Origin of the sequence: Halomonas elongata DSM 2581, from assembly GCF_000196875.2 — a bacterium.
Classification (GTDB): domain Bacteria; phylum Pseudomonadota; class Gammaproteobacteria; order Pseudomonadales; family Halomonadaceae; genus Halomonas; species Halomonas elongata.
In genome coordinates this window covers 509637-522930 of the sequence record NC_014532.2, presented here as the reverse complement: position 1 = coordinate 522930, position 13294 = coordinate 509637, and the positions used below count along the sequence as shown (strand labels likewise).

General features: G+C 60.0%; 14 protein-coding genes. 3 read left to right on the top strand and 11 right to left on the bottom strand.

Going from position 1 to position 13294, the window contains the following annotated elements; translation table 11 throughout:
• Positions 1-48: 48 nt before the first annotated feature.
• The 4 genes from HELO_RS02455 to HELO_RS02440 all read right to left on the bottom strand — a co-directional run bounded on the left by HELO_RS02455 (position 49) and on the right by HELO_RS02440 (position 3315).
• The gene (locus HELO_RS02455) at positions 49-1074 is read right to left on the bottom strand and encodes a MerR family transcriptional regulator (RefSeq protein ID WP_013331219.1); all 1026 of its coding nucleotides are present in this window, start codon (positions 1072-1074) and stop codon (positions 49-51) included.
• 95 nt (positions 1075-1169) lie between these two features.
• Positions 1170-1940, bottom strand: a complete 771-nt coding sequence (locus tag HELO_RS02450; RefSeq protein WP_013331218.1) for an SDR family oxidoreductase — start codon at positions 1938-1940, stop codon at positions 1170-1172.
• 139 nt (positions 1941-2079) lie between these two features.
• Positions 2080-2346, bottom strand: a complete 267-nt coding sequence (locus tag HELO_RS02445) for a DUF2798 domain-containing protein (protein WP_041601862.1) — start codon at positions 2344-2346, stop codon at positions 2080-2082.
• Between the two features lie 75 nt (positions 2347-2421).
• Positions 2422-3315, bottom strand: coding sequence for an NmrA/HSCARG family protein (locus tag HELO_RS02440; RefSeq protein ID WP_013331217.1), 894 nt, complete (start codon positions 3313-3315; stop codon positions 2422-2424).
• A gap of 112 nt (positions 3316-3427) precedes the next feature.
• Between HELO_RS02440 and HELO_RS02435 the strand changes: the two genes are divergently transcribed.
• A complete protein-coding gene (locus tag HELO_RS02435; RefSeq protein ID WP_013331216.1) occupies positions 3428-4324 on the top strand; it encodes a LysR family transcriptional regulator in 897 nt (298 codons plus the stop codon).
• Positions 4325-4440: 116 nt separating this feature from the next.
• On the opposite strand, the gene nfsA is transcribed toward HELO_RS02435, so the two are convergent.
• On the bottom strand, positions 4441-5178 hold the full coding sequence (gene nfsA / locus HELO_RS02430) for an oxygen-insensitive NADPH nitroreductase (RefSeq protein WP_013331215.1): 738 nt from the start codon (positions 5176-5178) through the stop codon (positions 4441-4443).
• A gap of 417 nt (positions 5179-5595) precedes the next feature.
• Here nfsA and HELO_RS02425 point away from each other — a divergent pair, with 417 nt between their 5' ends.
• Complete coding sequence (locus HELO_RS02425) at positions 5596-6231, top strand: OmpW/AlkL family protein (RefSeq protein ID WP_013331214.1); 636 nt, start codon at positions 5596-5598, stop codon at positions 6229-6231.
• Between the two features lie 138 nt (positions 6232-6369).
• On the opposite strand, the gene HELO_RS02420 is transcribed toward HELO_RS02425, so the two are convergent.
• The 5 genes from HELO_RS02420 to HELO_RS02395 form a co-directional block, all read right to left on the bottom strand.
• Complete coding sequence (locus HELO_RS02420; protein ID WP_041601861.1) at positions 6370-6684, bottom strand: hypothetical protein; 315 nt, start codon at positions 6682-6684, stop codon at positions 6370-6372.
• Positions 6685-7255: 571 nt separating this feature from the next.
• Positions 7256-7687, bottom strand: a complete 432-nt coding sequence (locus tag HELO_RS19450; protein WP_405513894.1) for a bifunctional diaminohydroxyphosphoribosylaminopyrimidine deaminase/5-amino-6-(5-phosphoribosylamino)uracil reductase RibD — start codon at positions 7685-7687, stop codon at positions 7256-7258.
• Between the two features lie 379 nt (positions 7688-8066).
• Entirely contained in the window at positions 8067-8936 is an 870-nt protein-coding gene (locus HELO_RS02405) for a glycine betaine ABC transporter substrate-binding protein (protein WP_013331213.1), read from the bottom strand.
• Between the two features lie 135 nt (positions 8937-9071).
• The gene (locus tag HELO_RS02400; protein ID WP_013331212.1) at positions 9072-10319 is read right to left on the bottom strand and encodes a M24 family metallopeptidase; all 1248 of its coding nucleotides are present in this window, start codon (positions 10317-10319) and stop codon (positions 9072-9074) included.
• A 52-nt stretch (positions 10320-10371) separates the two neighbouring features.
• The gene (locus tag HELO_RS02395) at positions 10372-11265 is read right to left on the bottom strand and encodes a HalD/BesD family halogenase (protein WP_013331211.1); all 894 of its coding nucleotides are present in this window, start codon (positions 11263-11265) and stop codon (positions 10372-10374) included.
• 82 nt (positions 11266-11347) lie between these two features.
• Here HELO_RS02395 and HELO_RS02390 point away from each other — a divergent pair, with 82 nt between their 5' ends.
• Positions 11348-12250, top strand: a complete 903-nt coding sequence (locus HELO_RS02390; protein WP_041601860.1) for a LysR substrate-binding domain-containing protein — start codon at positions 11348-11350, stop codon at positions 12248-12250.
• 29 nt (positions 12251-12279) lie between these two features.
• On the opposite strand, the gene HELO_RS02385 is transcribed toward HELO_RS02390, so the two are convergent.
• On the bottom strand, positions 12280-13176 hold the full coding sequence (locus HELO_RS02385) for a LysR substrate-binding domain-containing protein (protein WP_013331209.1): 897 nt from the start codon (positions 13174-13176) through the stop codon (positions 12280-12282).
• Positions 13177-13294 lie beyond the last annotated feature (118 nt).

Genomic DNA, 13294 nt, shown 5'->3' with positions numbered 1-13294 from the left:
ACAGGGCCACGCCGCAACGTGGCCCCGTAAAAGGCATGGGTAACGATCTCAACCTGCCGTCAGACTCGCGACGGCCTGGCCCAGATAGTCCTTCATGCGATCATCCATCCAGGTACTGTCCTTCAGGGCCGGTTCCTGCTCATTGGCCTGCCGGATCTTCTGGTGCGTGGCCGGGTCGTCGCCGGCAAAGCGCTGCAACAGTGCCAGCCATTCCCGGGCCAGTTGTTGCGCGGCCGGTTCCTCGGGACGGGTGCCCTGCTCCAGCAACTGGCGCAGCCGAGCCATCAAGGGAGGCCATTCGTGCATGCACTGCGGGTAGTTTTCCCGCATGACATCGAACTCCGCGTCCGAGAGATAGCGCCGATAGAAGGTCAGCTTGTACTCGGCGAACGCCTGCATCACGAAATCCGACACCTTCTTGGAAATTCCCAACTGCTCCTGGGCATCAGGCTCGTTGGCATGCATGGTATTCAGCTTTTCGAGCAGGGCCGGATCGCCGGCGGTGTCACGCTCGAGTTTCTCCATCCAGCGCATCGACAGGTCCCGCGCCGCGGGTGAGACAGGAGACGTGCCCTGCTGCTGCAGTTCTTCGGCTTCCTTGACCAGGTCTTGCCATTCCGCCCAGCGTGCGTTGTCGGCCTGATAGAGAGGCAACCGGTCGAGTTCTTCCGGGGAAAAATAGCGGTCGTACATCGTCATCAACTCCAGTGTTTTCAGCCAATCGTCCATTGCCGGTTCCTCGCCGTTCACGACCTGGCGGTGCAGATTCGCCAGACGATCGCGCAACTGATTCTTCTGCGCGATCTGTCGTTCCAGCAGGCGCATCTGTCGCTCGATGACGGTCGACAGCGGTGGAGACGGCTGGTCGAGCAAGGTGCCGATCTCGGCCAGCGACATGCCCAGGGAACGCAGCGCCTGTATACGATGCAGGCGCGCGACATCCTGGCGTCGATAGAGCCGATAACCGGCATCGGAACGCGTGGAGGGTTTGAGCAGGCCGATGTCGTCGTAATGGTGCAACGTCCGGACGGTCAGCCCGGTGCGTTTGGCCAGTTCACCGACACGTAACAGCATGCTTTATCTCCTCTCCTCCACGCGTGGCTGAAGTCTGGAGCCTCACGTCGCGTGAGGGTCAAATGCTCCGTAATAAAATCTCGCAACACGCATACTCAGGTCCTGTTGATGGACAATCCGCCGTCCACGAGCATCGCGCTGCCACTCACGAAACTCGAGGCCTCGGAGGCCAGGAATAGCACGGCCCTGGCGATTTCCTCGGGGCTGGCGATCCGCTTGAGAGCATGCAGCCCTTCGACGAAGTCCCGCACTTCCTGGGTCGCGTCTGGTGCGTTCACCATATTAGCAGGCGTATCCGCCCCACCCGGGAGGATGGCGTTGGCGCGCAGGCCCTGCGCACCGTGCTCGACGGCCAGCGTTTTCGCCAGTCCGATGAGGCCGGCCTTGCTCGCCGCATAGGCCGACAGACCGGGTATGCTGGCCGTGTAGCCGACAAAGCTCGAGGTAAAAATCAGCGTGCCACCGCCTCGCTCGAGCAGGGCCGGTACCTGATGCCTGGCGCCCAGAAAAGCCCCAGTGAGGTTCGTTTCGATCACCTGGGTCCAGTCGTCGCGCGTCAGCTCGGAGGTGGGAGCCATTCTCCCGATCGTGCCGGCATTGTTGAATGCAATGTCGAGACCGCCGAATCGGCCGATGGCCGTGTTGACCAGCGCCTTGGCGTGCGCTTCTTCCCGGACATCACCGACCACGGCAATGGCTTCGCCACCCAGCGCCTCGATTTCCTCCACGACCCCATCGAGTTCTGACTGACGCCGCGCGCCAAGAACGACCTTCGCCCCTTCACTGGCGAACAACAGTGCCGTGGCACGACCGATACCGGAACTGGCTCCCGTGACGATGGCGACCTTTTGCTGAAGTGTCTGCATGATTTCCCCCTTTTTCCGATGGCATGAGGAACCGATGACGCCAAGAACTCGCCATGCAAGTTACGGTTCCCATGCCAACTCTCGTGGAGAGAGCTAATCCGAGCACTCCGTTTCTTGTGATCGAATCGCAATCGAGCTTTCATGCTTGACGTACGAGTGCCGCAACAATGCGACGTACCAGGGGAAGTACCAGCAAGAGGCTAGGAAACGCCACCAGCCAGGAGATAAGCCAGGCATCCATCCAGTACGCGAAGAAGCGAATGGAGAATCCCATGCTGGTCAGGGTCGATATACCCGAAACGATGCAAGACATCAGGATGGATAGCACCAGCGGCATGATGATCGCATTATAGCGAGGTGGAAGCTTCTTGAGCTTTCCGGTCGACGAATTCGTGAATATGACCATGCTCGCACTCCTCGAATACAGAGCTTATGAATCCCGGGTAATGCCGCTTCTCACGCGATAGCAAGACGGCAAACCTCATGTATCGGCTCGTTGGGCCAACTCTTGGATATAGGCCTTCAGAGAGCGTGGTGGTCGACCCAGGATCGAACGCAACACCAGATCATTTCCACCGCTTCCATGATCGGCGTAATGGGCATGAACGTTGGCGAGCAGGCGTTGCTGCTCCCGGTCATAGGGTAATGCCGCTCTCTCGGCCCAGGTCTCGAAGTCCGGGGCCGTTGCCTCGATACGTCGACCAAGTGCCTGGCTCATGAGGGTGGCGATTTCCTTTCGGTTCAGCTTTTCCGTGGCACACAGCTCGAAGGTGCCATAAGCCAGTCGGTCATCCGTCAGGGCCAGGGCAGCCACCTCGGCGACGTCCCGGTAATCGACGCGCGTGACGCGCGATGTCACGGGAAAAGGTTCGCCAAAGGTGCCGTCCGTCATGACAGTGCGCCAGGCTCCTTCGATGTTCTGAAAAAAGTTGGCTGGCTGGAGGATCGTGTACTCCATTCCCGACCGGAACAGTGCAGTCTCGACGGGAATCTTGGCCGTGTGATTCGGCAGCTGCGTATTCGTCGGCTGAATGACCGACGAAAACACGAACTTGCGCACGCCCGCCTGTTTCGCCACCTCAACGAGCGTAACGCCCAACTCCGCTTCGTCGGGCACGAAAGCGGGTCCAATATGAAAGACACCGTCGATACCCTCCATGGCTCGAACAAGGCTCGGGCGATCCCGAAGATCGCCGATCGCGATTTCGCTGGCACCTCGATGGCGTGCCGAGGAAGCCCTTTCCGGATTGCGGATCAGTGCTCTGACCCGGGCACCTCGCTCGACCAGCGCTGGTACGACAAGGCCTGCAAAGCGTCCCGTCGCGCCAACGACGAGGACCGTGGGGCTGGGACGTGTGGGGGTTGCCTGACTCATTCCCGACCTCCTGCAATGGGTTTCCAGGTTCGTGACGACGATGGTATCCACCTCTTCCCCCGAGAGAATCCCGCTAAAATGAGAATCACCTTGTCGGAAATCGGTAAAATCAATGGAACGCTTGGAAGACTTGGAGGCTTTCGTTGGAGTGGTGGAGCAAGGAGGGCTGACGGCCGCGGCCCGCTGGCTTGATCGCAGCGTGCAATCGGTGAGTCGCGCCCTGGCAACCCTGGAAGACAACCTCGGGATCGAGCTGGTCGAACGCACGACACGCCGTTCGACACCCAGCGAAGCGGGACTCGCTTTCTACCGCCGCGTCAAACCGGCGCTCGAGGAGATAAAGGAAGCCAGGCTCGAAGCCACCGACAGCCGCATCGCACCATCGGGACTGCTGCGTATCGGGGCTCCCGTGCTGTTCGCACCTGTCTACTTGATGCCTGTCATTGCAGATTTCATGCGTCGCTATCCGGAAATTGACGTCGAGCTCAAGCTGAGCGACCGGTTCGTGAACTTCGAGGAAGAGGAACTCGATCTAGCGGTACGCATCGGCGAATTGCCCGACTCCGACCTGAAAGCCCGGCGACTGGGCTCGCTACGTCGCGTGGTATTCGGCGCTCCCGGCTATTTCGCGCGCCACGGCCGCCCTCGGCACCCGGACGACTTGCAACGACATGCCTGCATTCTCAGGACAGTAGACCGCCACCCGAACCAATGGACATTTCAGATAAACGGCAGGACACGATCTGTCCCGGTATCGGGCTCCTTCCGGGCCGATACCATGACGGCGATCTATTCGGCCGTTACCCATGAACTGGGTCTGGGCTTCTCTCCGCTGTGGCAAATCCGCCATCTGGTCGATGCCGGGCAGGTGGAACTCGTCCTGACCTCGTATGAACTCCCACCAGTACCTGTGCATATCGTCTGGCCATCGGGCAGGTCTCCCCTCGCCAAAACCCGACTCTTCAAGGAGTACCTGTTGGAGCAATGGCCACAAATGGGATTGGAGTAATCCCCTTGCCCGAAGGGGCACTGTTCCCCATCGACCCTGGTTCTTGCACCGAGCCGCAGCTCACCTGCCGGCTCGGCTCACGACGCGCGGTGCCCGAAAAACCAGGGTCGTCACGCTCACTTCATCTCGAAGCCTCGCTCGACCAGAAAGTCGCGCATGTGCGGGCGCAGCTTGGTATCGAACAGCGGCGTCAGGTTGTGGGACCAGTCGGAATTCTTGCGTCCACCACTGCGCTGGCTGTAATAGCGCCGCATGGACTCATCGAAGGCGGCAACCTCTTCCGTATCATCGGTGTAGGCGTCTTCCTTGAGGATCGCCTCTACCGGCAGGCGTGGTTTGACCTCCGGGAGATTCTCCTTATCCGGATAGCCCAGACACATGCCGAACACCGGATAAACGTGTGCCGGCAGCCGCAGCAGGTCGCTGATGGCTGCCGGATTGTTGCGGATGCCACCGATGTAGCAAATTCCCAGCCCTTCGGACTCGGCGGCCAGTGCCACGTTCTGCGCCATCAGCGCGGTATCGACGCTGGCCACCAGTAGTTGCTCGGTCATGCCGCGCGTGACGCTGGCACCGGTACGCTCGGACGCCTCGGTGGGACGCTTCATGTCGGCACAGAACACCAGGAAGTCGGAGCAGGTGGCGATATAGTCCTGACCGCCGGCCAACTCGGCGATACGCTCGCGGTTGGTCGGGTTCGTTACGTGGATGACGCTATACGCCTGCACATGGCTGGACGTGGCGGCGCCCTGGCCGGCGCGGATCAGCTCGAGCAGCGTCTCGCGGGGAATCCGCTGATCGGTGAACTGGCGGACCGAACGGTGGGACTTCATCAGCTCGATGGTAGGGTTCATGCGACCTCTCAGGATGCAGAATCGGATGGAACGAGCCCACCAAGATACTTAACCGGCTTACGTTCTTCCATCCCGACGCCCCATCGCCTGGCCTTCACCCCGCTTTCCGCCTCTCCCATCGTGGTTTTCTGTATCCGGCTCCCAGCCTACTTCACAGCACACCAAAGATGTCACTGACACACCAAAGACCACCAACTTCAAAGTAATTAATAATGAAAAAATGTAAACAAAAAGTGACTAAAAAAGACAGTTAATAAAAATGTTTCGCACTCAATAAAAGGGATGCGACAACCTGCCTCAGGACAGAGGAACCGACAAATAATAAAGTCATGAATATCGGTATTGGCCAGGCCCAAATCCTGCCTTTATGGATTTTATTCAGGGAAAAAAGTAACCACATCGTAGGGAGCAAGGCTCATGAAAAACGTTACTGCACTGTCCGCAGCCTTCCTGGCCCTGGCCAGCGGGATATATGCTTCTTCGGCAGTGGCATATTATGGGAAGGGTGATATCTATACGCGGGTCGGTATCGTCAAGGTAGACCCCAAGAGCGACAACGGAAACTTCAACGCCATTGGCGTCAGTGACGTTGACGTCGACCAGGACAGGGGATTTGGTTTCACGCTGGGCTACCGTTTCATGGATAAACTGGGCGTAGAGCTGCTGGCCGCCGAACCCTTTGAACATGACATCGCGCTGGACGGCGTGAATTCCGCATCGACCAAGCACCTACCGCCTACGCTGACCTTGCAGTACTACCCCTTAGGGGGCACGGATTCCTCGGTTCAGCCCTATGCCGGCGTGGGAGTCAACTACACCCGCTTTTCAGACGAAAAGGTCGACGGTGGAAGCCTGGAGCTGGATGACTCCTGGGGTGTAGCTGCCCAACTGGGCGTCGACCTCCTGCTTGACGATCACTGGGCACTGAATGCTGCCGCCTGGTACCTGGATATCGATACGGATGCCACGGCCACCATCGGCGGCTCCAGTTACGACACTACCGTCAATATCGATCCTTTGGTGGTCATGGGCGGTATCAGCTACCGTTTCTAAGCGTAAAGCTAGAATCAAAAGCATCAAAAACCGAGCCAAATGGCTCGGTTTTTATCCATGCTTTTGAGTAGAAGTAGATGTTTTCTGCCATTTGATAGACGGCATGCTGGCCATGAGCCACGATCCAAAACAGTCAATCTATTCATCCGAAATGATTTCGCCGGCAATATTATCGACCAAGACGGGGCTATCGAAGTATGTGACCGACGGCTCAGATCCATACTTATCTCTTACGAAAGCTTTCCAACATTCCGTATACGTGGCTTCCGCTTCCGCTCTAGAATTCCACAGATAAATTCCACCGACCGTTTTTCTGTCTTCCCATAGAACGTAGTGCTTACGAAAAAGACCCTGCACCCCTTGGTATGTTGGAGCTGTACTCAGAAATATTTGCTTTGCCTCGTCCGGCGTGATGGGACTGGGCAACTGAAATTTGGTAATGGCAATGATCATTGAACCGCTCCCTAGTGAGCTTTAATGACATTAAAAGCACGATGACACGACGAGCCCCTAAATTTCATAGCATGACAATAAGGAACCATGAAACTCTAAAAACATCCCTCCAAAAAAACTGGCTAAGCATCTTTCCCATTACTGTATCTCACTAAAACAGTTTCTAATCGTTCGTGTGCCATGCGAAAGTTAACAGCCACCAAAGGATCATCATCACCAGGCAGCGTTCGGTAGTGGGTCACGCATCCGCAGTTTGCACAGCGGACAAACTCAATTCCCCTATCCCCACGACGATATGCGTCCCCCCCCCCATTCCTCCCATTCTTACCTTCACCGCGCCTGGTGAATAGTAACCCCACAGGGCTTGGTACCGGCTGCAAATAGCGCAGTTGCATACCGTCACCTGATCGGGCTTCGTCACGGTAATCTCTATACTTCCACAATCACAGCTAAGTTCCATATCCCCATCCCACACTCAATATAAAGAAGATCCCGCCCCCATCCTTGGTATAGTGATGCATATAAGGTTTACAAGGGGAGCCTCCAACCCAAGAGGCTGCTAAAAAATCGGTCAGTGGTCACTCAAATATGCCGTCAAGAATTCGCTCACCTCTCGGGCACAGACACCCTCAATAACATCAACCCCAGCCCGGCGAAGCTTCGTCAAACCCCGACCGTCATTCCTGGGATCGGGATCGACTAGTGCAACGACTACAAGACTGACTCCCTGGTCAATAAGTGCATCTGCACATGACGGCGTTCTTCCGTGGAAAGAGCAAGGTTCCAATGTCACATAGGCAGTCAGGTCCGATGATGGCCCTTCATATCCAGCCAAGGCATCAGCCTCTGCATGGTATCCTCCCGGGGCTTTCGTATACCCCCTGGACACCACTACACCTCTTCTGGCCAGAACACACCCAACAGGGGGATTAGGCAAGCACTCTGGCAGCGCCTTTCTTGACTCCCTAAGCGCCAGCCTCATGTAAATTTCGTGAGATTCCACATTCGCCCTACAATCAACATTCACCAATAATGAAAAACATCATCATATTATTTCACTGAATACACAACCACACCCTTTCACGCCAAACTTCGACACGCTCAATTCGAGCGTCAGGGCTAAAACCAACAAAAAAATCAAGAACAACTCAGCATATACAGCACCATTAACTGACCTTCCTATACCCGCTTCTTATATATCTTAGCCCAGCCTAGCACGCCGGTTCGGTATGTCACCCAGAAAGCTGGGTAAACTTCGATGAAGTATTTCCACAAAAAACAGGGCCGCGTGCTGGCGCGGCCCTGCGAGATGGAGATTCATGCATACCGGGCGGTCATGCCCGCTGGATTGGCGAGCCGTCAGGCTCGCTCGGTGGTATCGATCAGTTGGCTGCCTCGCTCGCGGCCAACCACTGGTCGATGGTGTCGCGGTGGTTGTCGATCCACTGCTGGGCACCCTCGACGGGGTCCCCGACTTCCTCGATGGTCGCCATCAGGCCGCCCAGCGTGTCGTCGTCCATTTTCCAGGCATTCAACACCTCGGTCAGCCAGGGGTCATCGCTGGCGAAGTCGCCGCGCGAGAACCAGTAGATGGTTTCGTTCTCGCCGTAGACGCCCTTGGGGTCCTCGAGGTACTTGAGGTCATACTCGGCGAAGGCCCAGTGCGGGCTCCACAAGGTCACGACGATGGGTTCCTGGCTCGCGTAGGCGCCGTCGAGCGCCGCCATCATGGCGGGGCCGGAGCTGTTGACCTGCGACATCGGCAGTTCGTACTGCTCGATGGCCTCGTCGGTCAGGCCGGCGATCGCGGAGCCGCTGTCGATGCCCAGGATCGAGGGGCTGCCCTGGTATTCGTACTCGTCCGCGTGTTCCTTGAGTTCCGGAATGCTGTCGATATCGACGTAGCCGGGAACGACCAGTCCCAGCCCAGTGCCCTCGTACCAGGCATCGTGTACCTGTAGTTCGTCCTTGTAGGGCTCGAGGAAGGGCTTGTCGGTGATCGGCAGCCAGATCTCCATGGAGATGTCGATGTCGCCCTGGGACATGGCCGCGTAGAGCGCGTTCTTGCTGACATTGGAGAGCTCGACATCGTAGCCGTACTCTTCCTCCAGCAGGATCTTCCACATGTTGGCAACGGCGATGTTCTCGGCCCAGTTGTTGGTGCCGATGACCAGGTTCTTGTCCTGGGCCATGAGGCCCTGGCTTGCCGGAATGAGGGCAAGGGCCAATAGGGCGGATGAGATTTTCTTCATCTGCGATGTCATATGAATCGTCTCTCCGGTATCACGTTATTCTATCGGAGCTAGATAGTAACAAGCTCTCCGCCCTTCCCCTCCCTTGGATTGAGAATGCCTGCCATGAGAAAAGGGAATGGCTTGGCGCTTTACCTAGCCGATCAGCCTGGGATCGAAGGGGTAATCCGACAGCAGTTCGACACGGCCGTCGTCGCGAACGTAGAGCTGTTCCTCGAGCTTGACGCCCTCGCCGCCATTCTCGTGGCCGATGAAGCTTTCCACGCAGAGCGTCATGCCCGGGGCGATGATGCCGTCGTAGCCCTTGTCGTCGATGTCCTCGCGATGAACGATGTAAGGGTATTCACCGTTCATGCCCACCCCGTGCGCCAGGGCGAAATAGCGTCGTGCACGGTAGGCGGGCGGAATACGCCAGGCGCGCTCGGCGTACTCCTTGAAGCTGACCCCGGGCTTGAGGTTTTCCATGTTGGTGCGGATCTGTTCGTAGGCCAGCTTGTAGAGGTCGCGTTGCGCCGGGCTGGCCTCGCCATCGCCGCACAGGAAGGTGCGCGAGAAGTCAGCATAGTAGCCGTATCGCCCCACCACGTCGGTATCCAGGGCGACCAGCTCGCCGTCGCGGATGAGGCGGTCGGAGCACTCCTGAAACCAGGGGTTGGTACGCGGCCCGGAGTTCATCAGGCGCGTCTCGACGAAGTCGGCGTCGGTGGCGATGATGTGCTCGTGCAGTTTGGCCCAGACGGCATTCTCGCTGACGCCCGGCACGATGGCGGCTTCCAGCTTGCGCACGCCGTCTTCCACGGCGCGCAGCGATGAGCGGACCATCTTGATCTCGTTGGGCACCTTGTAGGCGCGCGCCATTTCCAGGGGCTCCTGGGCATCCAGCACCCGATAGCCGCGACGCTGCAACTCGAAGGCCGCCTCCGGCGTGGCGCTCTCGATGGCAAGGCGTTCGCCGCCGCCACACTGGCGCGCCAATTCGACGATCTCGTCGGCCCAGGCACGAGTGACCGCCTCGGTGTTCTTCTCGTTGAAGTAATAGGAAATCGCCTTGGCCGGCCGGATCTCGTCCACCGTGGGCAGATGGCTGGCCAGGTGCTCGCAGCCGGAGAATTCGAACAGCACCACCGGGCCCTCGGCGGGCACGAAGGCATAGCGCGCGGGATTGCGCGAACTGTAGACCTGCATGTTGCGCGAACCGGTGGCATAGCGCACATGGGCTGGGTCGAACAGCACCGCGGCGGTGATGTCGCGCTTGGCCAGCTCGGCGCGCACCCGCCCGAGCCGATCCAGCAGGATGCGCGGAATCTCGTCGGCGGAAGGCTCGCATTCGGCCGGATCATGGGTGGGCGGCAGGATATCCATGGCCGCCAGGTCCATTCGCATCGGTGGCTCCTCGTTTCAGGGTCACGGTCTTCGTCGGTGTTATCGGGCCGGTTCAGTCGATCAGGCCGTCGGCGCGCTCTTCGCGGCGCTCCTCGGCCAGCATGTGCTGCTCCGCGACGCGACCGTAGAGTTGCCGGGTTCGCTCCAGGCGACCCACGATGTCAGGCGCCCGGGAATAGGCGAAGATCGCCGTCAGGCGCGGCGTGTCGCCTTCCACGCGGGTCACCCGGTGCAGGCTGAAACGTCCCTTGAACAACTGCAGATCGCCCGGTCGCAGATCGAGCCGCTGGACGCGCTCCGTCCGCTCGCCGCGGATCACCGCACCGACGCCGTCATAGTTCTCGTCCCGGGGAGTACGGATGTTGGGGCAGTATTCGAACACTCCGCCGTTCTCGGACTGCTGAGTCATCATGGTGACGATGAATTCGTTGGTGTCGTAATGCCACGGCTGCTCGGTGCCATCCGGCAGCACATTGAGCACCAATCCGGCATAGGGATCGGCGTACTCGTAGATGCGCGGCTCGCCCAGACAGCGCTGCACCAGCGACTTCATGGCGCGGGAGACGTAGAGCCGATGGATCAGGGTGTCGGCGGTGATCATGTCGCGAGTCACGAAGCCGCTGGTGCGGGTCATGAACAGCCGTCGAGGGTCCCGCTCGGGCAGATCGGGGTCGTCGGCAGTGAAGTAGGCATTGACCTCGCGAGTGTTATAGAAACTCTTCTCGGCCATCCATGCGCTCTCCTCGCGGACGAGCTCGAGGCGGTCCTGGCGCAGGAAGCCGCGCAGCACGGCGCATCCTTCGCGGTCCAGATGGACACGGGCCGTCTCGATGGTTTCGAGCAGCCCGGGGTCATCGGGCCGGTGCAGGGGATATCGATGCGTGTCGACGATATCGGAAAGATCCAGGGCCTCGGCGTTGGCCAGGCCATGATCGGTGGCGCTCATCGGTAGCCTCCTGGGGTGTCGGTTGCCCTTGCCTGAGCTTATGCTGGACGCCCCACAGCCATTCGAGAAACGAGTCATTCCGATGGATTCAATCGGCGATTCCGATCGATCGCGCCTGCCCGCCCTCGACAGCGACCTGTTGCTGGCCTTCATCACGGTGGCCGACAGCGGCGGCTTCACCACGGCCGCGCGCTATCTGCACAAGACGCAGTCAACCATCAGCCTGCGCGTGAGCACACTGGAGGATCGCCTGGGCACGCGTCTGCTGAACCGTACCAGCCGCCACCTGTCGCTGACGCCGGACGGCCAGACCTTCCTCGTCTACGCGCGGCGCCTGCTGCAGTTGCAGCGCGAGGCGCTGGGAGCGCTGAGCGTCTCGAGCGAACCGATCACCCTGCGTTTCGGCCTGCCCGAGGATCATGCCGATACCTGGCTGCCCGCCTTGCTCGAGAGATTCTCGGCCGCTCATCCGGAAGTACGGGTCCACATCCACTGCCGCATGTCCACCGAGCTGCTCGACCGGCTCGATGACGGCTCGCTGGACCTGGTGCTGGCGGTGCGTCACGCCGCCGACAGCGGCGGCGAGGTGGTCGGCAAGGAAGCCGTGGTATGGGCCGCCCATCGCGATTTCCAGCTCGACCCGCAGCGCCCCCTGCCGTTGGCCCTGTTCCCCGAGCAGTGCATTTATCGGCGTCGCGCCCTGCAGGCGCTGACCGAACGGGGGCTGGCCTGGCAGGTCGACTCGACCAGCCAGAGCCCCAGTGGTCTTCGCGTCATCGTCGATCAGGCCCGCGCTTTGACGCTGTGCGACCTGCGCTCGCTTCCCGAGCACTGGCGGGTGCTCGGCGAGGCCGAGGGTTTACCGCCCCTGCCCGCCGCCGAACTGGAGATCCACCGCTCGCCCAGCCTGACGCATCCCGCCTTCGAGGCCTTCGTGCAACGCCTGCAAGAGGTGATCGCTGACGCCGTCCCGGCCTCGTCCTGATCATTCCCTCCGACTGCCCCTGTCGGTTGTCAGGCATGGTCGTTGCCCACGGCACCCTGCAACCAGTCGCGCAGTAGCGTCAGTGACGGTTCATCGCCCTGCCCCGGCCGCGTGGTGAACCAATAGGACTGATGCCCCGGCATTGCCGCTGCCAGCGGCTGCACCAGTTCCCCCTTGGCCAGTTCCCGCGCGACCATGGCACGGTCGGCGATGGTGATGCCCAGTCCTTCCAGGGCGGCACGAATCGCCAGATCCAGCAGATCGAATTCCAGCCCGCCCTCGGTATCGATACCTTCGATGCCCGCCGCATCCAGCCAGTGCCGCCAGGTCGGAAAGCGATCCTCGGTGGTGCGCATCACGTGCAGCAGCGTCTGCTCGCGTAGATCCAACGGCCGACCGTCGCGCAGCAGGCGCGGCGAGCAGACGGCAATGTGGCTCTCCTGCATCAGGAAGTGCGGTTCGACATCGGTCCAGTCGCCGTCACCGAAGCGGATGGCGGCATCCAGGGTGCTGTCGGCGGCCAAGTCATCGACCTCGCGAGTGGTCAGGGTCAGCGACAGGGACGGATAGCGCCGTCGTAGATCGTCCAGGCGCGGCACCAGCCAGCGGCTGGCCAGTGTCGGCGGCACATTGAGGCGCAAGCGGGTGAGATCCGTCGGCGAGGCGAGATCGCGCACCGTCAGGGCAATGCGGTCGAAGGAGGTACTCAACGCCGGCAGCAGACGCCGCCCCGCCTCGGTCAGCCGCAACTGCCCCGGCCGTCGCTCGAACAGGATGACGCCCAGCTGCTCCTCCAGATGGCGTACCTGGCGGCTGATCGCGCTCTGCGTCACATGCAGTCGCTGTGCCGCCTGGGTGAAGTTCTGGCACTGGGCGGCGGCCTCGAAAGCCTTGAGGGCGTTGAGCGGTGGCAGGTAGCGACTCATGGGTGGCCCTCATGCGTTTTTGTCGGGAAGTTGTGCCCCGGAACACGGGTTATTCCGGCACACCATGCGTTTTACTCATGCCCAGGGTACCAAATCCTCGTTTGTCGCCCCATCCGAC

Bases quoted from the DNA above. Each gene is read 5' to 3' on its own strand.
- HELO_RS02420 (WP_041601861.1), bottom strand. From the start codon at position 6,684: ATGATCATTGCCATTACCAAATTTCAGTTGCCCAGTCCCATCACGCCG.
- HELO_RS02385 (WP_013331209.1), bottom strand. From the start codon at position 13,176: ATGAGTCGCTACCTGCCACCGCTCAACGCCCTCAAGGCTTTCGAGGCC.
- HELO_RS02395 (WP_013331211.1), bottom strand. From the start codon at position 11,265: ATGAGCGCCACCGATCATGGCCTGGCCAACGCCGAGGCCCTGGATCTT.
- HELO_RS02405 (WP_013331213.1), bottom strand. From the start codon at position 8,936: ATGAAGAAAATCTCATCCGCCCTATTGGCCCTTGCCCTCATTCCGGCA.
- HELO_RS02390 (WP_041601860.1), top strand. From the start codon at position 11,348: ATGGATTCAATCGGCGATTCCGATCGATCGCGCCTGCCCGCCCTCGAC.
- HELO_RS02435 (WP_013331216.1), top strand. From the start codon at position 3,428: ATGGAACGCTTGGAAGACTTGGAGGCTTTCGTTGGAGTGGTGGAGCAA.
- nfsA (WP_013331215.1), bottom strand. From the start codon at position 5,178: ATGAACCCTACCATCGAGCTGATGAAGTCCCACCGTTCGGTCCGCCAG.
- HELO_RS02455 (WP_013331219.1), bottom strand. From the start codon at position 1,074: ATGCTGTTACGTGTCGGTGAACTGGCCAAACGCACCGGGCTGACCGTC.
- HELO_RS02440 (WP_013331217.1), bottom strand. From the start codon at position 3,315: ATGAGTCAGGCAACCCCCACACGTCCCAGCCCCACGGTCCTCGTCGTT.
- HELO_RS02445 (WP_041601862.1), bottom strand. From the start codon at position 2,346: ATGGTCATATTCACGAATTCGTCGACCGGAAAGCTCAAGAAGCTTCCA.
- HELO_RS02450 (WP_013331218.1), bottom strand. From the start codon at position 1,940: ATGCAGACACTTCAGCAAAAGGTCGCCATCGTCACGGGAGCCAGTTCC.
- HELO_RS02425 (WP_013331214.1), top strand. From the start codon at position 5,596: ATGAAAAACGTTACTGCACTGTCCGCAGCCTTCCTGGCCCTGGCCAGC.
- HELO_RS02400 (WP_013331212.1), bottom strand. From the start codon at position 10,319: ATGCGAATGGACCTGGCGGCCATGGATATCCTGCCGCCCACCCATGAT.